Consider the following 20,707-nt stretch of genomic DNA (forward strand, 5'->3'; position numbering starts at 1 on the left):
GTATGGCCATAGTGCTGCACAAGGCTGACATTTAGGTTGACCTTAGGCGCGTCATCAATGAAACACCAAAAGTAGCCATATTACCCTGTTTTAAGAGAACTGCTATTAAGGCAAACCGCGGGCTACGCGTTTAAAAAACAACTTAACCAAGCCATTACTGCGACCAATGAAGCGGGTCACGACAAAGATGATTTTAACCTTATTGTGGGATATTTTAATCTGTGAACTTTGTTGAAAATCTGGCTGCTTATTGATGTTCTTTAAGGTTAATAAGGCCATACCAATGGCCCACAGACAAAAGTTACGGTAGCCCTGCTCCGCCTTTGGGATCATTAACGTGTAGCTTAAGGCGTCCTGCAGGTGCCCATGGGCAATAGCCACCAGCTCCCTCACCCCCCGGTGAAAATCAGGATTAGTGCGTTGCTTAGATAAAACCTGCAATTCAATGTTGTACTTGCTAAAAACATCTTGCGGTAACCAGCAAATCTCACGATCTTGGTCTTGCCAAATATCCTTGAGAATATTGGTCATTTGCAAACCTTGGCCAAAGGACACGGCCAAGGGCATAAGCTGGGCTTGACTGTGCCTTAGTTTGCTTGAGTAATCACAGTAGAGCAGCGTCAGCATTTCACCGACAATACCAGCCACATGATAACAATAGTCGTTGAGTGCTGGTATATTAGGTAACCCCGAGCGGGGTTGGTGGGCTTGATAGTGCATCATGCCTTGCACCATAGTGGTTACACATTGCTGGATAATGCTTTGCTGGGTCGGGCTAAAGCTGCGAAATAAGTTCAGGATACGCTGACTGTTGGCAATCAAATCGAGCTCAGCTGGCGCAGTATCGCGGTGCAGCTGGCGCTGTAATTCGGCCGCCCAAGCAGCCGTCGACTCTTGGCTCTCTAACAAGCCTGTTAGTTGGTGACTAAACTGTCCTTTCAGAGCTAAGGAAACCTGCGGATCATCTTCAATGGTATCGGCCATACGACACCATAAATAGGCATTGCCCACCACCTGCACAAGATCCTTTGACAACTGCGGAATAGTTAACGCGAAGGTCCGTGATACCCCCTGCAGAATATAGTCTTGATACTCACTGTCCGTATAGTCACTGGTATCTGTCAGCCGAAATCGTTTCATAAACTAAGTTTAACCGATAATGGCCAACAAGCGAGTCTTGGTCTGCACATTGGCATATGACGCACTGGATACACTTGTAGATGTCATGCAATCAAGCCAGAGTGACTCGGCTAGAATTGCTGCTGCTACCACGATACTTAATCAAGGTTATGGCAGGCCAACAAAAACTGTATCGCTTGAGGTTAATACACCGTTTGTGCCTACGGAAATTCGATTAGTAGCTTTCAAAGGGCCAGCTTAAGATTAGCCGAACCACACCGGTCGATAGTGCAGTTAGGCGCGCGCTTTGAGGAAAATTTTTTTTGCCCAACAATATTGGGTTGGGGAGTGTATTCGGCTATCATTGTTATAAGCTTTAACCGATCCTGACGTCTAGCACATTGGAGCGTTTGGGGAGGAATTTTTATTTTTAGACCTAGGGATTAAATATATGTCAAATCATAGAGCGCTACAGATGTTCGGTCGTTCAGGCAACCCGGCGTTGAGGGCAGATACGTTCAGCAAAAATGCCCAGTCATCATCACAGACAGGTGGCATTCAATCAACGTCGTCACAGACCATGACTCTGCAGGGGACGGTGAACAAGACCGGTATCTTACTGGCATTGGTGGTGTTGTCAGCGTCTTGGACCTGGAACCTGTTCTTTGAAAGTGGTAACGCAGCAGCGGTGATGCCGCTCGCGATTGGTGGTGCGATCATGGGCTTTGTATTTGCTCTGGTGACTATATTCAAAAAGCAGTGGTCTGGTATCACAGCGCCGCTATATGCTTTATCTCAGGGCCTATTTTTGGGTGCTATCTCGGGCATCTTTGAGATGCAATATCCAGGTATTGTGATCCAGGCGGTAGGTTTGACGTTGGGTACTCTTGCATCATTGTTGTTCCTGTACAAAACGGGCATCGTTAAGCCCACAGAAAATTTTCGCTTGATGGTGACTTCAGCCACCATGGGGATTGGCATGCTTTATTTGGTTAGCATGGTGATGAATATGTTCGGTTCTGGCGGCATAGGATTTATTCACTCAAACGGTTTATTTGGTATTGGCTTTAGTCTGTTTGTCGTCGCCATTGCCGCACTTAATCTAGTGTTGGATTTCGATTTCATTGAACAGGGTTCAGAGATGGGCGCACCCAAATATATGGAATGGTTCGGTGCTTTTTCTCTGATGGTGACGCTGATATGGCTCTATCTTGAAATGCTCAGGCTACTGGCTAAACTGAGAAGTCGCTAATGGATGCCAATACATTAGTCTTTGGCTCCATGGCAGTTTTGTCATTAGCTGTTTTTTTCTATCTCGGTCAGTTTAAAGCCTCTAAGAAGCAGACAGAGCGAGATGATCGTATTGACTGGTCAGCGCGGAATTTTTCAATATGGAAAATTTTATTGTATTCCCTCGCACTGGTCGGCGGCATTGTGTTGGTCCAGCAGTTTATTTAGCTTTGGAAGGAGCCACCACCTCTATGTTCATGGCCTTAGAACTAAAGAAGCCATTGCCATGGCTAATTCAAAACGTCCACAATTGGCTGCAGCCGATAACTTGCCACTATCCTATGGAATAAATATGAAGGTCATTTGCACGCCACACTTATGGATACCAATGCCTGATGGCAAACGCTTGGGTGCACGGGTCTGGTTACCTGAGGGTTGTGGATCAGTCCCAGCAATTCTTGAATATATACCCTATCGCAAAGATGATTACAGTGCATTAAGAGATTCAGCCACCGTTGCCTATTTTGCTACTCAAGGATACGCCTGCATTCGTGTTGATATGCGTGGTTCTGGCAGTTCTGATGGTGTTCTTTACGATGAGTATACAGATCAAGAAATTGACGATGGTGTGGCTGTGATTGAATGGCTAGTGGAACAAAGTTGGTGCAATGGCAAGATAGGCACTATTGGAATTTCTTGGGGTGGCATCATTGGTTTGCTATTAGCACAGCGCGCGCCAGAAGCGCTAAAAACGGTGATTGTACTGGGAGCAACTGAATCTCGGTACTATGATGATGCAGGGTATTACATGGGTTGCATGGTCGGCCAAACCATCGGTTGGGCAGCCATGATGTTTGGATACAATACCCGTCCACCCGACCCTGAACTGGCGGGCAAGGGTTGGCGAGACCTATGGTTTGAACGCCTAGAAAATGCACCTCACTATCTAGAACATTGGTTAAGCCACCAGCACGAAGATGACTACTGGCTCACCAATACGGTCAGAACTAATTACGATGCGATAAAAATTCCAGTTTATGCCGTCAGTGGCCATGCAGACTGTTGGCCCAACACAGTGTCACGATTACTCGAAAATTTGTCGGTTCCAGTTCGTGGTTTACAGGGTGCGTGGTCGCACCGCTATCCCCATCTTGGGATACCCGGGCCAACACTCAACTTTCTTCCTGATGCTTCTCGTTGGTTTGATCAATGGTTGAAAAACATTGATACGGGCATCATGGATGAGGCAACCTATCAGGTGTATTTACAGGAGAGTGTTCGTCCTCAGACCTATTACGATAAGAGACCTGGTCGTTGGGTGGGCGAGGATTATTGGCCGTCGCAGCAAATCGAGAATAAGCAATATCATTTGTCAGACAATGGGCTCTCAACTACACCCTCCGAGGCATGTCGTTTTGAAGTGCAGTCGCCACAGACGGTCGGTTTTTCCTCAGGGGAATATATGCCTTGGTTCTCCTTCGGTCCAGCCGATGAACTGCCAGCAGACCAACAATCGGAAGATGCTGGCTCATTGGCATTTGATACACAAATTCTCGATTCAAATATTGAAATACTTGGCAATGCTATTGCAAAATTAACCATTACAAGCGATCAACCTCAGGCACTAATTGCGCTAAGGCTTTGCGACGTTTGGCCTGATGGTTCGAGCACCCTCATTACCCGCGGTATCTTAAATCTGAGCCAAAGAAACGGTAAATCGGTGCCTGAGTCATTAATCCCGGGGCAGGAATATTTAGTCGAGGTATCGCTTAATCACGTTGGTTATATTGTGCCAGTGGGTCACCAACTGCGATTAGCAATATCGACTAGCTACTGGCCAATGGCCTGGCCATCGCCGACTAAAACTAAACTTGGCATCAGGTCAAAATCGAGCTTGGTCAATATACCCACTAGAAAATCTAGCGCCAAAAATGCACAACTCACGGAGTTTGGTGAGACAAAAATGGGCGAACCACTTGCCACTACAACTTTGCGCGAAGTGAGACAAACAAGAAGTCAAATCAGAGATAAATCTAAAGCCGTCACCACATTAGAAATTTTTGCAGACAATGGCAAAAGCCGATTTGATCAATCTCAAATGGAAATGGGGTCAACATTCTTGCAACGTTTTTCGATAACTGACGACAACCCATTGAGTGCTAGGGCTGAATACGAATCGAACTGGGAGCACGGCCGTGGCAACTGGCAAATCACCACTAAGACAACAACAGTGCTAACCTGTGACCAAGAATATTTTTATCTGCAAGCACAATCTAAAGCCTGTGAAGGTGGCAGAGAAGTTTTCAAAAAAAAATGGAACAAAAAATATCTACGCGATCATTTCTAACCCAAAGTCGTTCACGTTTGGCGTGTGCCACCGAGTAACGCGCTGTTGGTTAGCTCACTTAGACAGATTGGATTTTTGGCAAACGCTTGGGTACACGTAAATAAATATGACTAATGATAATCAAATATATAGCGCTATAAATAATACTTCCGACTCCCCTATCCCCAGCACTCATGAGTCTCAAGCGTTGTTATTGAGACTCATAATTAGCCTCGATACGCAGATAAAAAATGTCAAAGCAGTAGACGGTAAATATTGTCATAAATAGTTTGGTCATTCGGGCATTAGCAAACTCCTCAACGCCTATGTGAGTTAAGTTAAGTTAATAACAACTAAGAGGTAATTTGATCAATGGGAATACTAAAGCTGAATTACAAGGCTTTGCGTGCTCTATTGGCAGTGCTTGTTATTAGCGTGTCTGCTAGCGGGTGCACCATTAAACTTGCTTATAATTTTCTAGATTGGGGCTTGTACTGGGAGCTAAAAGATTATGTTAAATTTAATCGAGACCAACGCTTGCTGGTTAAAGACGAGATTTCCCAACTACTTGATTGGCATCGTAGTGATGAATTGCCCCAATACGCCGACCAGCTAGAAAAACTCTCTATAGGGCTAGAGAGCGGCATGACAGTTGAACAATTGGAAGAGTCCTATAATAGCCTCAGAGACAGCTGGCAACGAATCGTTATTAAAACCCTACCTGCTGCTGCAGACATTATATCAAATCTGAATGATCAACAAATTAACGACTTCTTTGAGATGTTAATTGAAAAAGAAGAAGAGGATGCCAAGGATATTGAAAGTGGCACTAGCGCACGAACTTTAGAAAAGCGTGAATCCTATGTTAGTAAAAAAATAGTTGACGTCATTGGCAAGTTAAATGAGGAGCAAAACGACTTAATCGCACAATGGGCGGGGAGCATGGTACCGACCAAAGAGTTTTCATTAGTTCAGGCTATTCAATGGCGCACTAGAATGCAAGCAGCAATAGCTGAGCGCCACGATGAACAGCTACTGGAAAAAAATCTAATGGTATTGTTCGCCAACCCCGACCAACTTAGGTCAGCTAGCTATCGTCGCGTTATTGAGAAAAACAAACGCCTAATAATGCAGTTATTATTTGATTTAAACCAAACATTAACAAACCAGCAGCGCAGTAAGCTAGTTAAAAAACTAAATGGCTTTATCGTAGACTTCCGTGATTTAAGTGATTAACTACAGCGCCATAGCTCTGTAATAAAATGTGTATATTAATTCGATTATATTGATAAATTTCCTTGAGCAAGGCAACAGCTAAACTGGTTTTAATGTTCGCCGATGAAATACTCCAACAGAGGTTTAAAATGCTAAACCAAGCTACAAACTATACCGACCTAGAACGCTCCTTCGTATGGCAACTGCCCGAGAAGTACAATATAGGCGTGGATGTGTGTGACAAGTGGGCCGAGCAGGATCCAGAGCGTTTGGCTCTTATTCACCTAGGCCAAGACAGGGAGACACAAGAGTATAGTTTCGCCGACCTTCGGCGCTTGTCGAACCAGACTGCAAATTTACTGCAAGCAAGGGGCTTAGGCAAAGGAGATTGTATCGGTGTACTGCTGCCTCAAGCTCCTGAAACCGGCTATGGTCATGTGGCCACTTACAAGCTGGGAGCCATTGCGGTGCCGCTCTCTTGCCTCTTCGAAGAGGAAGCCCTAGTATACCGGATTGGCAACAGCGGCGCCCGTGCAATCATCACCAATCGTGAAGGCGCAGCCAAACTGGCCCGAATTCGTCAGCAGCTGCCCGAACTGCGTCACATCTTCAACATTGAAGGACCTTACCAAGACTGTGTGGATTTTCACGCCGAACGGCAACAACAGAGTGACCAGTTCTGCCCCGTGGAAACCCTTCTAGACGACCCAGCGCTGATTATCTATACATCTGGCACCACTGGCCAGCCTAAAGGCGCCCTGCACGGTCATCGCATCTTGCTAGGACACCTACCAGGAGTGGAGATGTCGCATGATTTCCTGCCCCAAGCGGGAGATCGCTTCTGGACCCCAGCGGACTGGGCTTGGATCGGAGGACTCTACGACGTACTAATGCCTGCGTGGCACCACGGCATCACGGTAGTCTCACACCGATTCATTAAATTTGAGCCAGAGGCCGCCTTCAAACTAATTGCCGATTACCACATTCGCAACGTCTTTCTACCCCCCACCGCCCTTAAGATGATGCGCACAGTAAACCATCCCGAACAACGCTGGAACACCCGATTACGCTCCATCGCCAGCGGTGGCGAATCTTTAGGCAGTGCATTGCTGCAGTGGGGTGAGCAATGCTTTGGCGTGCGCATCAACGAATTTTATGGCCAAACTGAGTGCAATATGATCGTCTCAAACTGCACCTCGATCATGCCCCAAGAACCTGGAATCATGGGCCGCCCAGTTCCAGGGCATCAGGTCGCCATTGTCGACGGGAAGGGCAAGCGCTTGCCCATAGGCACATTAGGCAATATTGCGGTTAAATGGCCAGACCCGGTGATGTTTATTGGTTATTGGAATGATCCCGAGGCCACCGGCAAGAAGTTCATTGGCGACTGGTTGCTAACAGGCGATACGGGCATCCAGCAGCCGCAGGGCTCTATCCTCTTCGTGGGTCGCGACGACGATCTAATTACCAGCAGCGGCTACCGCATCGGTCCCGGTGAAATTGAGAATTGCCTGATCAAACATCCAGCGGTGAAGATGGTCGGCGTGGTTGGCGTACCCAACGAAAAACGCACCGAAATAGTCAAGGCCTTTGTGGTACTCAATGATGGCTATCAAGGCACAGGATTATTGGCTAGAGAACTGCAAAACCATGTAAAGTCGCGCTTGGCCGCCCATGAATACCCGCGACAAGTGGCATTTATCGAGGAGTTACCTATGACCACGACAGGCAAAGTAATTCGCCGTAAACTACGTGAGTTAGATTCTTAAACATTACCTTAAACCTCACATAAAATCAGAGGATTAATATGAATATTCAAGGCAAAGCCTTCGATGAAGTTGAACTAAATGAACGCTTCGGCGCCAGCCTCACGGTAACAGAAACACATATTGTGATGGGCGCTGGATTGTTCGGTGACTTTAACCCATTGCATGTGAATGAGCAGTTCAGCAAGAACACTCGATTCGGAACTCGCATCCTTCACGGCCCCCTAACAGCAGCCTTAATGACAGCCCCTTTGGGGAATTATTTCGCTGGCACAGTAGTAGCCTACCTTGAACACAACTGCCGTTTTATCGCACCAGTGCGAGCCATGGATACCCTTACCACGACTTGGACCATAGAAGAAAAAATTGACAAGCCTAAGCATAAAGGTGGTATCGCCATCATTTCTGCCAGTTGTATCAATCAAAACGGCGAACTAGTCGCAGAAGCAAAAGGCAAAATCCTCTTGCTTAACCGAGTAGCCACTACCATATGATTTGTAGTGGCCAAGTGAAACTGGCCACGGTATAAGAGAAAAGACTGTAGATCGAAACAACTTTTTTGATGCAGCTGAGCGTGAGATATGGCTTAAGTTGTCATACCCTATCGAGCTATACTTAGGATGGCACCAGGTGCTGGCGCTATAAAAAAGTCAGGCGCCAAGTTGCGTTCCTTAAGGACTTGGCCGAGCATTGTGCGCGGTTCAATGATCGGCTCATCAGTCAACACAAAAGTACCCCAGTGCATGCCAAATGAACGCGTTGTTTGCAAATCCAAGGCAATTTGGACAGCTTCTGCTGGATTAACATGTTGGTTTTTCATAAACCATCTAGGCTTATAGGCTCCAATGGGAATAAAGGCAACGTCTGGAGTCCCCAACCGCTTTTGGGTGACAACAAAGTCATTGGAGTAGCCCGTATCACCCGCATGGTAAACTGAGAGACTTGGGCTCTTCAGAAACCAACCTCCCCACAAACTGGTGTTGCGTCCAGTTATACCCCTACCTGACCAGTGTTGCACAGGTGTAAAGGTAAACTCAGTATGATTAATTTGAATGTTTTGCCACCACCTGAATTCAGAAACATTACTCAAGCCGTGTGAATCTAATAATGTTTTGTCTCCTTGTGGCACCAAAAAAACCAAGTTGGGGTTATTTTTTTGCAACACTTTGAGGCTAGGCAAGTCAAGGTGATCGTAATGATTATGACTAATTACTACGACATCAATACTGGGCAACTGCTCTAGTGACATTGCAGGTGGAATTAGCCGTTTAGGGCCAGCCCAACCTACAGGTGATGCCCGCTCCGAAAAAATTGGGTCCGTCAGTACAGTTACATCACCAGTGTTAAGTAGGTATGTTGCATGACCGATCCAAATTGCGTAGTGAGTTGATTTAGCGTCAAGACTCTGCCACTCATTAGAAACTTTTATGTCAATGGGTTCTGGCGATGGGTCTCTCGTCATTCGCCATTCAATGACATCACCAAGTGTTTTTGGGATGACACTTGAGTCTGAATTATTAAAGGTTTCAGCGGCAGTGCAAGACTGTAGCGTGAATACAACAAGCACCCCAGCTAATAGCGCTAGGGAATAACGCCTTCCATATGATAAAAAGTTAACAAGGTACATACGTTATCTAGCCTATAAAAACTCTATAAAGATTTTTTAACCCCCTTAGTTACTGGCTCAGGAAGTACGATGAGCTAACAGCAATGCAAGAGAAAACTTTGGTTAATCATGTAGGTCTTCCAAATGATCTGGAGACAGATGGTTTGTGGTATGTAGGGCGCCACTAAAGTCATCGGCTACTGCAAATGCACCTGGGAAGCCAATACATCTGATGCCCGCAGCTAATGCAGCACTCATGCTGGTTGCTGTATCTTCTATGGCAACGCACTCTTGTGCATGGAGGTTTAGGTCAGCCAATGCTTTTTGGTAGATATCAGGGCTTGGTTTAGACTTAGAAACCATTAAATCGTTGCCAATAAAATTAAAATCACTACTCTTCACTTGATCACCAAGTGCAACAAACACTGCAGCAACATTGGCTTGGGATGTACTTGTTACGAATGCCAGCAGTAAATTGTTTTCTAATGCATGGCTAATCACTCTGGATACTCCAGGGCGAAGCAATAATGCTTCTTTAGTCATCAACATATCAAAAATTTCAGTTTTCCGCTGATGCAGTTGTTGCGCATCTACATCCATACCGCATTGGGATGCAAAGTCTTGAATTCTCTCACGGCCCCCTGACTTTATCAGCAGCTGTTGGTATTCTTCGACACCCCAGTTCCAGTCTAACCCAGCTTCAGAGAAGGCCTGGTTAAATGCGCGCCGTTGAAGTTCTGATGTTTCAACAAGGGTGCCGATAGATCCAAAGAAAATTGCTCTAGTGGTCATTATATAGGTCTCCTGAAAATATTGTTAATGTTGTACATACTGTGTTTGGTAATAGCTAATTGATGGCATTTCCGCAGATGTGGATTTAACATTTGAATAGCCTAAGTCACCACCAAAATATGCTATTCCAATCGAAGATTATGACTTTTTTCGGCATAGCTAGCATTAGATGAGATGGAAAAAAGCAGTCATTGCTAAGTGCATCAGTACAATAATTTTTACAATTTAAAACCCTTCTTATTTGGTCTGATTTAATACTCCATGATTCAATTTTCAGGCGCATGGTGTAGCAAAAATTTGGTAACTATGAGGGGACGAGTTGCAGTCAGACTGTACTTGATGACTTGCCTTATTTTTAACCAGTATGTTAACAATCTACATTTACATATCCTACAACTGGTCTGTAAAAATAAGTCAAATTTTGTAAAACTAATGTAATCCTAAAGCCAAACCTTTAAAAAAGGATTAAGTTGAGCTCAGCTAGAGTTTTATTCTGCAAGATCTCGGAGACCTTGTTTGGATCTCAGAAGTTTTAAACGATTCCTGTTGGTCATTTCTTAGTTATAATCACGATCAGAGACGAATAAGTCATTAGTAGATTGGTGTAGCAAGATAATTGCCACAAGGTGCTGTGACGGCCTACCCAATAAGGGTGTTTCATATGCTCGATGTGCCGCTCGTTATAAAATCTCCTAGGGCAACGACTACAGCAAGAATACTAATAGAACATATCAAACGAAAGTTGGATTATTACTATGATTAAATTGCCGTGTAATTTTAATATGCAAAAAGCACTATTTATAATGATGTTAAGTCTTACAGCGACCACTTCTGCTGCTGAAGAAGACCTTAGGTTTCCGTTTACTCCCAATAGCGCGCAGTATTGGCAGTATGTTAGTGACAGAACAATGGGGGGCGTGTCCAATGGACAGGTTACTCTAGAGCAAGATGGAGAGATATCGTTTGCAAAACTCACTGGCAATGTGAGCACAAGGAATAATGGTGGTTTTATTCAATTACGTTCAGGAATCTCATTTGCAAATTCTGAAAAAGGCGGCAAAGAACTCCAGGGTGTCCGCTTGAATGTGCGCGGGAATGGTGAAACTTATCATATTTTTATTCGAACTAATGATACCCGATCTTATTCTGATTATTATTCAGCCTCATTTCAGGCAAACCCTAACTGGGAAGTCGTTGACTTACCTTTTAATACATTCGAACGTAAACGCGTACGGAATTCTACCTTGTACGCTAAAAACATAAGAACCTTTGCGATTGTTGCTTATGGCCGTGATTTCACATCTGACATTTCTGTCGCAACAATAGATTTTTACTACTAGCGGCGACCCAAGATACTAAAAATAAACCACGTTGATAGGCAATTATATTTTAAAGGAACGTCACTTTGACGTTTTCAAACGGCAGTATACAACTTCTCTTCGTTGGGCTGTTGGGGCGCCAACACAATAATAACCCCAGCGAAAATAATGAGTAAAATTCCAATAGAACTCATGCCATTCGGTACAATTCCCCAGAATAGCCAGCTGAAAAGCCCAACCGAAATTAGATAAGCATATTCGAAAACTGCGGCATAGCTCGTTAGAGTTAATTGGTATGCGCGGGTCATTAAAGATAAAGCACATGAAGATAATGCAGCGATTATCAACATCCAAAGCCAAAACATGCCGTCAACACTTTGCCAACCCATAAAAAGGAACGGAGCCTGTTCGACTAAATCAGTTGCAACAGGGAAAAGAGTTAGCAATGTGGTAATTAAAAATCCACATAACCCTATACTCACTATAAAGCTCATAAGAATGGCTAAAGGGCTCTCGTCACGCAGATAACGGTAGGTAATTATTGAGCCTAGTGCATAGCATGCCCCGGCCATCATTGGCATTATTTGATAAAAGGTGAAGCCATCGGCACCTGGCTGTAAAACCAATAAGACACCACAGCTTCCAATAATTACCGCAGCTATCCTTCGCCAGCCAATACGCTCTTTGAAAAAAATTGTTGAAAAAATTAAAACGAAAATTGGTGAAGTGAAGAGGCCTGCACCTGCTTCTGCGATTGGCATCATTGGCATGACACCAAAAAAAAGAAGCATTGATGTCACCATAAAAAATGTTCTTATAAGAATTGGTTTCCAGTACTTGGGTATGACGGAAAGTCCAAATACTCGTCCAAGTCCGAAGACCATAAACATTGCAATCAGTGAACGACTAAAGTGGAATTGCCCCACGCTCACCTGATCAGAAACAAGCAAAGTTAGATTATCAGAAAAACCAAAAATAGAGATTCCAGAAACAAGAAGTATCGCTCCGCGGGTCGCGGGGGTAAATTTTTCTAACAACACAAACCGCCTTTTCTAAAAATACTGAAAACAAGATTAAGATTTAATGGCCCTCACTAAATCATACTTCGATTAGTGACATAAATTTAAAATGGACATTACCCCACATTCAAAACTACCACAAATGTGGCAAAACTTAGACCTAGAATACTTATATTCTTTAAACCTTATCAAAGACAGAGCGCCGTAGAAGTTGCTCCGAAAGCTGGACAAGGATAGCACTAATGTTGGGGTTTGATTTATAATAAGATCCAATACCTAGTGTATTTGTTAAAACGAGAGAATGAATGAAGAAGCCAGACAACGTAACAGACTTCGCTGCTACACTGCCGTATCCAACTAATATCGGTGCACCAGCGTTTACTATTCCAGATGTACTACAGCACAAAAAAGAGCGTGGCGTTACTGCTACACATTATTTTGAAACAAAGTTTGACGAACTAAAGGAAGAGTACTTTAAACTTGTAAAGCTTGCAGAAGACACACAGCAAGTGTACAACGCTTCTTATCGCTTTCTTCCTATAGTGGGCAAAGTCTATAGTTTATACATTAATAACGATAAGTTATTTCTTAGTATTATTGAACCTTCTAGATGGCCAAAAATGACATTTAAAGGAAGTTTCAGGTTTACTTCCGATAACACATGGGAAAAAATAGACGTCTCATCTGATGTGGAAAAAACCTGAACTAAACTTGTAACTCTATAACTGATAACGGATCCATCACAGCTAAGTTACAAATAAACTTTTTGGCGTTAAAAATACTATAGCCACATCCATAGCTATGGTGATCCAATAACCAGTTAACTATATTCATTGTCGATTCATTACCATTAATTATGAATACATCTAAAATTCAGTACGAGCTAAATGCAGTCAATCTATTCAGATCCAGTAATACAGCAATCTTATCAACCCTGTCAAAAAGCACGGATGATTACCCATTTGGAAGCTTTGTAACCTTCGTCTCAAATAGTAATCGAGAGCTATTTATATATGCCAGTGACATTGCAGAGCATACAAAAAACATTCTCAATGACTCAAGAGCGTGTGTAACTATATCCTCAGTTAATAACGATGGAGACAAACAGGCTAGCGCCCGGCTCAGCTTAATGGGTGATCTAACCCGAGTTGCTAAGGACGAGGTGAAAAATTACCAAAGCCGGTTCTTTAAATTTTTACCTGAAAGTGAACGTTATTCTCACATCCATGGTTTTCACTTGTATAGATTGACGATTTTGAAGGCTAGATGGATCGGTGGCTTTGGTGCAATTGGTTGGTTAGATACAACACACTGGACCGCTGCAGTTCCCGACTGGCAAAGCGGAGAAGAATCGATGATTGAGCATATGAACGAAGATCATTCTAATGTCGTCTGCTCTGCGCTCAATGGGATGTTTGATATTATTGACCCTAAGGCACAGATGTTAGCCTTGTGCACCGATGGCTATTATATTTTATCTGCTGAAGGCCAGTTTTTTATACCTTTTCACCAGCCTTGCTATAGCGAAACAGACGTTCGCGCAGCCTTAATAAAGCAAGCAAAAGCCTATCGTACCTTTGAACTGGTCTAGGTTGAACGTTTCCAAGGGCTTAGGCTCAACGGCATCAGCAGCAGCATAATTTTTATAGGTTTTTAATAACAAAAGGATTACCCATGTTAAGCAATTTGCCATTACTTTTTAGCGGCCTATCAGTAGGGGTTATTTTGTTTCAGACTACCATCATTGCGCCCACAGTGTTTGGAGGCTTAGGGCCTGATCGTGCGGGTCCATTTTTACGTAAGGTATTCCCTAAGTTTTTCATTTTTCTCGCTACAGTGGGCATGCTCAATGCCATAATGGCTGTCATATCTAATATGAATGGCCAAGCATTCATCGGCGTTGCCACATTTGCCCTGGCTTCGCTTGCATACCTGTTAATTCCTATGACCAATAGGAGCCGTGATGAAAATAATGAAAGGGCGTTTAAACGTCTGCATAACGCCAGTGTGGCCATGACTGTAATCATGCTCTTGATTAACTTGGCAAGTGCAGTGGTGTAATGAAATAGCCCAGAATATTAAACAACAGCCCTAGAAGTTACGCAGAACCCTATACAGGATTAGTATTTTCTAATTCAATTTGGGCTTCAAAGTTGTCGAACTTATCTCACTTTCACCCATTAAGATGAAGCCTAGATGTAAAATGATGGATTAAGTTTGTGGGCTAGTCTGCACTGGACTGATCAACTAGGGGCCAAATTTTCAGGCAGTTCATATTCATTTTTTTTTGGTTAACTAAAAAACGCACCAGAATAAAATAAATGTCTAGGTCGAAGCGATTATCGGCGTCATCAGGATAATCGATCGCGTCATTAACTGAAGTGGGAGTGCGGCTATTTGGGTCAAGCAGTTGATAACCTAAGTCATAGATATCTTCAAAAATTGACAGCTTAGCAATGTAACGCCAACGATCCACAATATGGAAAGCCACTTGATCTGGACTTTGGGGGTCACGCTCTTCCAAAAGAATAGGGCCCACATGGGGCCATAATTTTATCTGATAATTTTTTAGGGCAGCACCCATGCGCTCGTTATAACTAGCTGCAGATTCTGCCCCATGGCAGGCACCAAAACACTTTTTAAGTTGGGACCGAAAACAGGCCTGTCGAGTGGTTCTATCCCCCTCTAACCCCAACAGCTTATGACACAGGAAAAACTGATCTGCCAGTTTTTCCATTTGTTTGGAGGCCTGGCGCGGCGAGCGAAATAAACCATACTGTTCTTCCACCTCAGTGTCTGCAGTTTCAACAGTTTCAATACTAAGCCGCAGATAACCATTATTATCCTCAGTGCTGCGATACTGGAATAATTTTTTCACCCTGCGCAACCGCCGGTTGTAGAGTGGGGTCAACGCTTTGATCTGATTACTCTCACGAATTTGAGCACCAAAATCGCTAGGTGTTCGTTCAAAATCAACATGAGCAATTTTGGTGCTCATCTGCAGGTCTTTTGGGTTCTTGTGGTCTGAGCTAAAGTGACTCATAACCCGATTACGTATATGCACACTTTTACCCACATAGAGTAGCCCACCTTTTTCATCATAAAAATAATACACTCCCGCACTAGCTGGTAATTTTTCTACCTCTTTAGGGTCGAGTAAGGTGGGTAGCGTGGGGCGTTTCAGCAATACTTTGCAGGTGGCAGCAATTTCATCATCCGCAAATAAGCCAGAGGACTTTTGAAAGAATTGATAGATCATCTCAGCATCATCAAGCGCTCTGTGCCGGTTCTCAATAGACAGATCAAAGCGCTCAATAATTTGCGACAGGCCGTGGCGCTTAAATTGCGGATAGAGGTTGCGACTAAACTTTACCGAGCAAAGAGGTTTGGCGTTATAACTAATCCCAGCCCGTTCAAATTCATTTTTTAAGAAACTATAGTCAAACCTTGCATTGTGGGCGACCAAGGTACGGCCTTTGAGTTTACTTAATAGTTCTTTAGCAATATCACAAAATTCTGGTGCACCATGAACCATACCTGGGCTGATGCCCGTAAGTTTTTGTATAAAGGCTGGCAGCGGAACTTTTGGATCAATAAATGTTTGCCATTTCTCAATGACTTCACCCTTTTCAATCACTAACAAACCAATCTCAATAATTCGGTGATAAATAGCTTTACCACCAGTGGTCTCACAGTCGAGCAACACCATGCTTTCTGGGAAGCCAGAAGAAAGAATTACAGGTGTGGGTTGGTCTAGAAAATTTAACTGCATAGGGTGCTCACTAAAGTCTGCCTAGCATTCGGCCTAATAAGATTATTTTGAACCGAAGTTGGGCGTGATAAGAACCTAGGTATATATAAAGTTAGGGGCAACAAAAAAGTCTAACTTAAAACAGCTTTCGAGCAAGTTTTATTGGTCGTATTTTTACATAAATCTAAAAAATTTAACTCGACTATACGATTTATTTACAAACTAAATATCCGAACAATGGGAATTAACTAATCGAGTAGCCAAGGAATACACACCCTATAAGCTGGACTCACTTATATTTCGTTCAGGCTGAGTTCAATTAGGGTTTTATAAGCCTGTTGGGCGCTTTATTGAGTTTTATTATGGTATCTAGTTGATTGGGTAAGTATATTTGTAATATGGGAGGTTCAGATAGTTTCTAGTTATGGGGGGAAGTGGTGCGAAGCAATCAAATGTTACGGGGAATAACCCACGATGAGACTCAGGAATACTTAAATAACGGCGTTGTAATGCTCCCACGTGTTTTCTCTATGGGTTGGATTGAGTATTTGCGAGAAGCTACTGATGTGGCAATGGCAAACCCAGGACCCCACGGCGAGGAATATGCTAAGGGTGGGGGACGCTTTTTTGGTGACTTGGATGTCGCTAAGCGGCAAAATCCATTCAGAGATTTCATTCACCAATCACCAGCTGCCCAAATCATCGGCACTATTATGGCCTCCAATAACGTCAACTTTTTTTATGACCAATTACTGGTCAAAGAACCACGTACGGGAGAGAAAACTCCATGGCACCAGGATCAACCATATTGGGCCGTAAAAGGATTTCAGGTAGCATCAATTTGGTTGCCCCTTGACGCTGTCGGCAAAGATACAGCTCTTCAGTATATAAAGGCTAGCCATCGTTGGGATTCATATAATCCTCACCACTTTTCTGACAATACCCCCTACGAAGGGACAGGCTTACCCGAACTTCCAGATATTGATGCCGAGCCTGAAAAATACGAAATACTAGCGTGGGATATGGAGCCCGGTGATTGCTTGGTGTTCCAGGCTATGACAGTTCACGGCTCGCCCGGCAACAAATCATCAGCGAACCGTCGCCGCGCTTACTCAACCCGTTGGACTGGTGATGACGCTCGTTATAAGCGTCTAACTGGAGAAGTTGCCATCCCAACTAGTGATCCTGGGCTTGATGATGGGGCAAAAATGGACTGCAATGATTTTCCTCTGATATGGAAAAAACCTGAACTAAACTCGTAACCTCACCTTGCAGCTCACCACTACCCTTCATACCGCAGCGATCGCTAGGTTAACGAATACGACCATATTTTAATGGTTCATAGGCTAGTTTTTTTTCATTAACGTGATTTGACTTACCTGCACTGATGACGACGATCCGAGATTTATCCATATCTATAGCAATTGTTTGGCCGTTAGCTCCATTCATCATCAAGACATTACGCCCACTGAGGCCTGCAGCATCAGTCCAAAACTGACCCCCATACTTTGTAGAAACTCTTCCGAAACTAGCTTCACCCCACCTGCGATCTTTCTTGTTCCAAGTATCAACACGGCGGTTAGCTGATACTCGTCGATCATAAATACTTTTTAGGTACACCCCCTCACAAGTATTATTCTGCCAATCGTCCAACATTGCCTTTGCGATACGTAGATAATCGTAACGTGTGGCACTTACCCCATAGCGGCCAACACCCTGCTTTATGCGGTCTTCTGTAGATGGAAATCTTTGTCGATCCTCAAGTGGGTTCATGTCTAAATAAATTGGGTGTTTTATTCTCACTTTATTCTGATAAAAGTTAGTAATGAAACTGTCAAAGTCTAGACCTACACGATGCATCATGTAGTTAAACAAAACGTCAGCTGTTAAGTTGCTGTAAGAAAATTTAGGTGCGCTAATTGGCTTTGTATTAGCTAGTTCTAGTGGGTTTTTTGCAAATGCGCTGAGGCCCCCTGCCGCCGCACCACCATGGATATTGCGTCCTGTTTTAATAAAATTTCCTTCATTGCGCTTTATGACATTCGTATCTCCAGCAGTCATATTTAATAGTTTGATCAAAGGTTGGCCATAATAAAGTGTGTTTTCCATTAAGGGCCAATCTGCTATTGGTGCATCTATAGAAGCAATGTAGCCTTCACAAATGGCGTGACCAATGATATAGGACGTTATACTTTTACCCATTGAGTGAGATGAAAAGTAAGAACTATTATCCAATACCATTGAAAAGCGACCATCTGGGGGCATTGCATCATAAATCACTAAGCCATCCTCATAATACAGATAACTAAACGCCGTTTTAGTCGCCATTTCACGGTCAATAACTTTATGTTGTTCAATTTTTTTAATGAATTCGACAGGGTTGTTAGATGGATCTACTTTGTATCCTCGATCCGCATGTAAACGAATTGTATCGTTCTGCTTGTAATAATAAGAAATTGTTACATCGTTTGGTTGCCATTTAATTTTATCGGGTATTTCAGTATCACCAGGACTTCCAAAGATGGTGATCTCATTAGGTTTGGATTTGGTGGGTTTGGCTTTAGACGTTTTGATTGGTGCTTTGCAGCCAAGACCTCGACTAGTAGCCTCCTCTACATATGCTGTACCAACATCACTTTTGACTAAGCGGCAAACAGTCTTATCAGACCAACCTGATAGGTCTTGAGACAATGCATTTGTTGCCATTAAGAATGCGATGAGTAAACAAACCAACCGCAAACAGAAATTCATGATAACTACCTCTAGCAACTTAAGCTTTATAATAGATACTAATGCCGTAAGATCGATTTAGATATAGGATGAATTCTTATTTTAAGCCTTGCAACATTTTCTAAGCAGAGCCAATCAGCATTGGTAACGTTATAGTGCTGGATGAACAAACACAGTGCACAGATGCGCTGTCAGGTGCTTAATCGATATAGTAGTAAAAGCAGTCTTACATCAGCATATGTTAAGAAGCATATGGGCAATGATCTCACTCATTTCTCAGTAATCTCTAGATAACAACAACCTTCTTCGCCAGGCTGCCAAGTTTTTATTTTTAACGCAAAACCAGCAGCGTCCATAGTGCCAACATCCATAGCTGATGCGCACTTTAGTAATGTCTTCAATTCTTCGTCTGATACTCCGGAGCTTTGCCATGCCTCTTTGAGTGGGCATTTTTTCATCTTTAGTTCCAGACCTGATCCATCACATCGAATCTCCTCTGGAGCAAACATTTTTCCACCATCTGGGACATACGCAAAACTATCGCATAGTCCTCTAAAGTCTCTAGGCGCAAAATGTTTTAACGTATTGCCAAACTCCTGACCTCGCTTGATTAGAGCTGTCCGCATCACGTCGATTGCTTCTTCTTTGCCGTGACGTTTTTGGATTTCACGAAAGATAGCCAGATAAATAAGTGCACGCTCTTTGTTTGCCTCATATAACGCGCCTTGTGAATCGTAGTCGCCCATTATAAGTTCCTTACTGATCCAAGTTTATTTAAATTCAAGCTGTTAACTTAACAAGACATGATGGGCTATACAAATGCCTGCATGGTTTTTATCAGTCAACCTTAAACAGCATATGGTCATATAAAGCATAGTTGCAACACCCACCAAACACCACATGAAGTAATAAAAATAAGCGTTTTCAATTACTTGGAGAGTTCAATTAAGGTTTGTTTTCTAAATGGAACCACCTTCAACCATATAATTATTAGCTGAACACATAGCGGCGTCATCTGAAGCTAAAAACACAACCATTCTAGCAACGTAAACAGGCTCAATTAGATCTGGTAAACATTGCCTTTGCCGCTGTTTTTCTAGAGTTTCAGGAGTGGCCCATAATTGTTTTTGCCGATCAGTCATAATCCACCCTGGAACCACAGTATTAACACGGATGCGATGTTCACCTAGATCTCGCGCCATGGTTCTAGTAAGCCCATGCACGGCAGCTTTAGAGGTTGCGTATGCAGGAAAGCCACCCCCTGTTTCATGCCAACTGTTAGACCCCATGTTAATGATGGAACCACCGCCAGCTGCGATCATACCTGGCGCCACAGATTGGATAGCAAAAAAATGATGCCGCAGGTTAGTCTGTATACGATCATCCCAATAGGCTGGGGTCACGTCTTGCCAACTATGGCGGTCATCGTTAGCTGCATTATTAACCAACACGGTGGCGGGACCAAGCCGTGATGCTAGCTTAGCCAGAGCATCCTGCAGGCATTTGATATCTTTGAGATCACAGATCTCATAGGTGATGGCATCTGACGTGTCTGACAATGTCTGGCTATTGGCCTCATCTAAATCAACAAATCCTACACTTGCACCTTGAGCTGCAAAGCTGCGCACTAGTTCGGCTCCAATACCTGAGGCACCACCAGTGATGAAGACTGTTTTGCCCTTAAGGCTTGGGTATGTCGCAAACGTTGATTGAGTCACTATGAATTACCTCTGTTGGCTAGTCCTTATGTGTTTTTTGGTGGTCAGGGTACTATTGGTGCCTATCAAGATGGAGGATGAATGTTAAAAAAGGTCTATAAAGCCCGCGTAGCAGC

At 43.5% G+C, this 20,707-nt stretch carries 20 protein-coding genes; 12 read left to right on the top strand and 8 right to left on the bottom strand.

Annotated elements, in window-relative coordinates; all coding sequences use genetic code 11:
• Nucleotides 1-105 precede the first annotated feature (105 nt).
• Nucleotides 106-1,140: a phytoene/squalene synthase family protein gene (locus tag ABXT70_RS12765; protein ID WP_443640838.1), complete on the bottom strand. Its 1,035-nt coding sequence runs from the start codon at nucleotides 1,138-1,140 to the stop codon at nucleotides 106-108.
• Nucleotides 1,141-1,159: 19 nt separating this feature from the next.
• On the opposite strand from ABXT70_RS12765, the gene ABXT70_RS12770 reads away from it, so the two are divergent.
• The 7 genes from ABXT70_RS12770 to ABXT70_RS12800 all read left to right on the top strand — a co-directional run bounded on the left by ABXT70_RS12770 (nucleotide 1,160) and on the right by ABXT70_RS12800 (nucleotide 8,150).
• Nucleotides 1,160-1,381: a hypothetical protein gene (locus ABXT70_RS12770; protein ID WP_443640839.1), complete on the top strand. Its 222-nt coding sequence runs from the start codon at nucleotides 1,160-1,162 to the stop codon at nucleotides 1,379-1,381.
• 213 nt (nucleotides 1,382-1,594) lie between these two features.
• Nucleotides 1,595-2,371: a Bax inhibitor-1/YccA family protein gene (locus ABXT70_RS12775; RefSeq protein ID WP_443640840.1), complete on the top strand. Its 777-nt coding sequence runs from the start codon at nucleotides 1,595-1,597 to the stop codon at nucleotides 2,369-2,371.
• On the top strand, nucleotides 2,371-2,577 hold the full coding sequence (locus ABXT70_RS12780; protein ID WP_443640841.1) for a hypothetical protein: 207 nt from the start codon (nucleotides 2,371-2,373) through the stop codon (nucleotides 2,575-2,577). The genes ABXT70_RS12775 and ABXT70_RS12780 overlap by 1 nt, the downstream gene beginning before the upstream one ends.
• 58 nt (nucleotides 2,578-2,635) lie before the next feature.
• A complete protein-coding gene (locus tag ABXT70_RS12785; RefSeq protein ID WP_443640842.1) occupies nucleotides 2,636-4,696 on the top strand; it encodes a CocE/NonD family hydrolase in 2,061 nt (686 codons plus the stop codon).
• A gap of 351 nt (nucleotides 4,697-5,047) precedes the next feature.
• Entirely contained in the window at nucleotides 5,048-5,911 is an 864-nt protein-coding gene (locus ABXT70_RS12790; protein ID WP_443640843.1) for a DUF6279 family lipoprotein, read from the top strand.
• Nucleotides 5,912-5,973: 62 nt separating this feature from the next.
• Nucleotides 5,974-7,659 (top strand): acyl-CoA synthetase, encoded by a 1,686-nt coding sequence (locus ABXT70_RS12795; protein WP_443640844.1) that lies wholly within the window; start codon nucleotides 5,974-5,976, stop codon nucleotides 7,657-7,659.
• A 38-nt stretch (nucleotides 7,660-7,697) separates the two neighbouring features.
• A complete protein-coding gene (locus ABXT70_RS12800; protein ID WP_443640845.1) occupies nucleotides 7,698-8,150 on the top strand; it encodes a MaoC family dehydratase in 453 nt (150 codons plus the stop codon).
• Between the two features lie 107 nt (nucleotides 8,151-8,257).
• Here ABXT70_RS12800 and ABXT70_RS12805 read toward each other — a convergent pair whose 3' ends face one another.
• Both ABXT70_RS12805 and ABXT70_RS12810 read right to left on the bottom strand, forming a co-directional pair.
• Nucleotides 8,258-9,283 (bottom strand): MBL fold metallo-hydrolase, encoded by a 1,026-nt coding sequence (locus tag ABXT70_RS12805; protein WP_443640846.1) that lies wholly within the window; start codon nucleotides 9,281-9,283, stop codon nucleotides 8,258-8,260.
• Nucleotides 9,284-9,385: 102 nt separating this feature from the next.
• Complete coding sequence (locus tag ABXT70_RS12810; protein WP_443640847.1) at nucleotides 9,386-10,054, bottom strand: HAD-IA family hydrolase; 669 nt, start codon at nucleotides 10,052-10,054, stop codon at nucleotides 9,386-9,388.
• Between the two features lie 755 nt (nucleotides 10,055-10,809).
• Here ABXT70_RS12810 and ABXT70_RS12815 point away from each other — a divergent pair.
• On the top strand, nucleotides 10,810-11,394 hold the full coding sequence (locus ABXT70_RS12815) for a CIA30 family protein (RefSeq protein WP_443640848.1): 585 nt from the start codon (nucleotides 10,810-10,812) through the stop codon (nucleotides 11,392-11,394).
• A 74-nt stretch (nucleotides 11,395-11,468) separates the two neighbouring features.
• On the opposite strand, the gene ABXT70_RS12820 is transcribed toward ABXT70_RS12815, so the two are convergent.
• The gene (locus ABXT70_RS12820) at nucleotides 11,469-12,413 is read right to left on the bottom strand and encodes a DMT family transporter (protein ID WP_443640849.1); all 945 of its coding nucleotides are present in this window, start codon (nucleotides 12,411-12,413) and stop codon (nucleotides 11,469-11,471) included.
• A 284-nt stretch (nucleotides 12,414-12,697) separates the two neighbouring features.
• Between ABXT70_RS12820 and ABXT70_RS12825 the strand changes: the two genes are divergently transcribed.
• The 3 genes from ABXT70_RS12825 to ABXT70_RS12835 all read left to right on the top strand — a co-directional run bounded on the left by ABXT70_RS12825 (nucleotide 12,698) and on the right by ABXT70_RS12835 (nucleotide 14,453).
• The gene (locus ABXT70_RS12825; RefSeq protein ID WP_443640850.1) at nucleotides 12,698-13,096 is read left to right on the top strand and encodes a DUF2452 domain-containing protein; all 399 of its coding nucleotides are present in this window, start codon (nucleotides 12,698-12,700) and stop codon (nucleotides 13,094-13,096) included.
• Between the two features lie 152 nt (nucleotides 13,097-13,248).
• A complete protein-coding gene (locus ABXT70_RS12830) occupies nucleotides 13,249-13,983 on the top strand; it encodes a HugZ family pyridoxamine 5'-phosphate oxidase (protein ID WP_443640851.1) in 735 nt (244 codons plus the stop codon).
• Nucleotides 13,984-14,066: 83 nt separating this feature from the next.
• On the top strand, nucleotides 14,067-14,453 hold the full coding sequence (locus ABXT70_RS12835) for a DUF4149 domain-containing protein (protein WP_443640852.1): 387 nt from the start codon (nucleotides 14,067-14,069) through the stop codon (nucleotides 14,451-14,453).
• 163 nt (nucleotides 14,454-14,616) lie between these two features.
• Here the strand turns inward: ABXT70_RS12835 and ABXT70_RS12840 are convergent, their stop codons facing one another.
• Nucleotides 14,617-16,164: an exonuclease domain-containing protein gene (locus ABXT70_RS12840; RefSeq protein ID WP_443640853.1), complete on the bottom strand. Its 1,548-nt coding sequence runs from the start codon at nucleotides 16,162-16,164 to the stop codon at nucleotides 14,617-14,619.
• A gap of 431 nt (nucleotides 16,165-16,595) precedes the next feature.
• Here ABXT70_RS12840 and ABXT70_RS12845 point away from each other — a divergent pair, with 431 nt between their 5' ends.
• On the top strand, nucleotides 16,596-17,405 hold the full coding sequence (locus ABXT70_RS12845) for a phytanoyl-CoA dioxygenase family protein (RefSeq protein ID WP_443640854.1): 810 nt from the start codon (nucleotides 16,596-16,598) through the stop codon (nucleotides 17,403-17,405).
• Nucleotides 17,406-17,454: 49 nt separating this feature from the next.
• On the opposite strand, the gene ABXT70_RS12850 is transcribed toward ABXT70_RS12845, so the two are convergent.
• The 3 genes from ABXT70_RS12850 to ABXT70_RS12860 all read right to left on the bottom strand — a co-directional run bounded on the left by ABXT70_RS12850 (nucleotide 17,455) and on the right by ABXT70_RS12860 (nucleotide 20,591).
• Nucleotides 17,455-18,894, bottom strand: a complete 1,440-nt coding sequence (locus ABXT70_RS12850) for a hypothetical protein (RefSeq protein WP_443640855.1) — start codon at nucleotides 18,892-18,894, stop codon at nucleotides 17,455-17,457.
• Nucleotides 18,895-19,142: 248 nt separating this feature from the next.
• A complete protein-coding gene (locus ABXT70_RS12855) occupies nucleotides 19,143-19,619 on the bottom strand; it encodes an L-2-amino-thiazoline-4-carboxylic acid hydrolase (RefSeq protein ID WP_443640856.1) in 477 nt (158 codons plus the stop codon).
• Nucleotides 19,620-19,832: 213 nt separating this feature from the next.
• Nucleotides 19,833-20,591, bottom strand: a complete 759-nt coding sequence (locus ABXT70_RS12860; RefSeq protein ID WP_443640857.1) for an SDR family NAD(P)-dependent oxidoreductase — start codon at nucleotides 20,589-20,591, stop codon at nucleotides 19,833-19,835.
• Nucleotides 20,592-20,707: the final 116 nt, after the last annotated feature.

It is taken from the genome of Candidatus Njordibacter sp. Uisw_039, assembly GCF_047730075.1.
Taxonomy (GTDB): domain Bacteria; phylum Pseudomonadota; class Gammaproteobacteria; order Pseudomonadales; family Balneatricaceae; genus Njordibacter.

What these genes read in the sequence shown, in the direction of transcription:
- ABXT70_RS12765 (WP_443640838.1), bottom strand. Translation starts at nt 1,140, where the DNA reads ATGAAACGATTTCGGCTGACAGATACCAGTGACTATACGGACAGTGAG.
- ABXT70_RS12770 (WP_443640839.1), top strand. Translation starts at nt 1,160, where the DNA reads ATGGCCAACAAGCGAGTCTTGGTCTGCACATTGGCATATGACGCACTG.
- ABXT70_RS12775 (WP_443640840.1), top strand. Translation starts at nt 1,595, where the DNA reads ATGTTCGGTCGTTCAGGCAACCCGGCGTTGAGGGCAGATACGTTCAGC.
- ABXT70_RS12780 (WP_443640841.1), top strand. Translation starts at nt 2,371, where the DNA reads ATGGATGCCAATACATTAGTCTTTGGCTCCATGGCAGTTTTGTCATTA.
- ABXT70_RS12785 (WP_443640842.1), top strand. Translation starts at nt 2,636, where the DNA reads ATGGCTAATTCAAAACGTCCACAATTGGCTGCAGCCGATAACTTGCCA.
- ABXT70_RS12790 (WP_443640843.1), top strand. Translation starts at nt 5,048, where the DNA reads ATGGGAATACTAAAGCTGAATTACAAGGCTTTGCGTGCTCTATTGGCA.
- ABXT70_RS12800 (WP_443640845.1), top strand. Translation starts at nt 7,698, where the DNA reads ATGAATATTCAAGGCAAAGCCTTCGATGAAGTTGAACTAAATGAACGC.
- ABXT70_RS12805 (WP_443640846.1), bottom strand. Translation starts at nt 9,283, where the DNA reads ATGTACCTTGTTAACTTTTTATCATATGGAAGGCGTTATTCCCTAGCG.
- ABXT70_RS12810 (WP_443640847.1), bottom strand. Translation starts at nt 10,054, where the DNA reads ATGACCACTAGAGCAATTTTCTTTGGATCTATCGGCACCCTTGTTGAA.
- ABXT70_RS12815 (WP_443640848.1), top strand. Translation starts at nt 10,810, where the DNA reads ATGATTAAATTGCCGTGTAATTTTAATATGCAAAAAGCACTATTTATA.
- ABXT70_RS12825 (WP_443640850.1), top strand. Translation starts at nt 12,698, where the DNA reads ATGAAGAAGCCAGACAACGTAACAGACTTCGCTGCTACACTGCCGTAT.
- ABXT70_RS12830 (WP_443640851.1), top strand. Translation starts at nt 13,249, where the DNA reads ATGAATACATCTAAAATTCAGTACGAGCTAAATGCAGTCAATCTATTC.
- ABXT70_RS12835 (WP_443640852.1), top strand. Translation starts at nt 14,067, where the DNA reads ATGTTAAGCAATTTGCCATTACTTTTTAGCGGCCTATCAGTAGGGGTT.
- ABXT70_RS12840 (WP_443640853.1), bottom strand. Translation starts at nt 16,164, where the DNA reads ATGCAGTTAAATTTTCTAGACCAACCCACACCTGTAATTCTTTCTTCT.
- ABXT70_RS12845 (WP_443640854.1), top strand. Translation starts at nt 16,596, where the DNA reads ATGTTACGGGGAATAACCCACGATGAGACTCAGGAATACTTAAATAAC.
- ABXT70_RS12850 (WP_443640855.1), bottom strand. Translation starts at nt 18,894, where the DNA reads ATGAATTTCTGTTTGCGGTTGGTTTGTTTACTCATCGCATTCTTAATG.
- ABXT70_RS12855 (WP_443640856.1), bottom strand. Translation starts at nt 19,619, where the DNA reads ATGGGCGACTACGATTCACAAGGCGCGTTATATGAGGCAAACAAAGAG.